Below are 301 nucleotides of genomic sequence, written 5' to 3'. Positions count from 1 at the left end.
GAACCGAAAGAAGACCAGCTATAAAAAAGGCCCCGCGCTGCGGAGCCTCTTGTCATGACCTTATCAGGTCGAATCACTTGCCGCGCGCAATCGCGCGATAACCGATATCTTTGCGGCAGAAGCTGCCCGGCCACTGGATGCCTTCCGCCAGCTGATAGGCGCGTTGTTGCGCCTGCGCCACGGTGTCGCCCAGCGCCGTCACGCACAGAACGCGACCGCCGTTGGTGACGACGTCATCGCCCTGCAGGCGCGTGCCGGCATGGAAGACCTTACCGTCGGCGCTTTCCTGTTGCGGCAGCCC

The 301-nt window shown here is 63.1% G+C and carries 1 protein-coding gene; it reads right to left on the bottom strand.

Translation table 11 applies throughout. The annotated features are described in order from the left end of the window. Positions 1-73 precede the first annotated feature (73 nt). A partial coding sequence (locus tag JYB63_RS22815) for a phosphoribosylglycinamide synthetase C domain-containing protein (protein ID WP_272873607.1) occupies positions 74-301 on the bottom strand: 228 nt, incomplete at its 5' end.

This window comes from Aliamphritea spongicola (assembly GCF_017051665.1).
GTDB lineage: Bacteria > Pseudomonadota > Gammaproteobacteria > Pseudomonadales > Balneatricaceae > Amphritea > Amphritea spongicola.
This window is presented reverse-complemented; position numbering and strand designations above follow the sequence as displayed.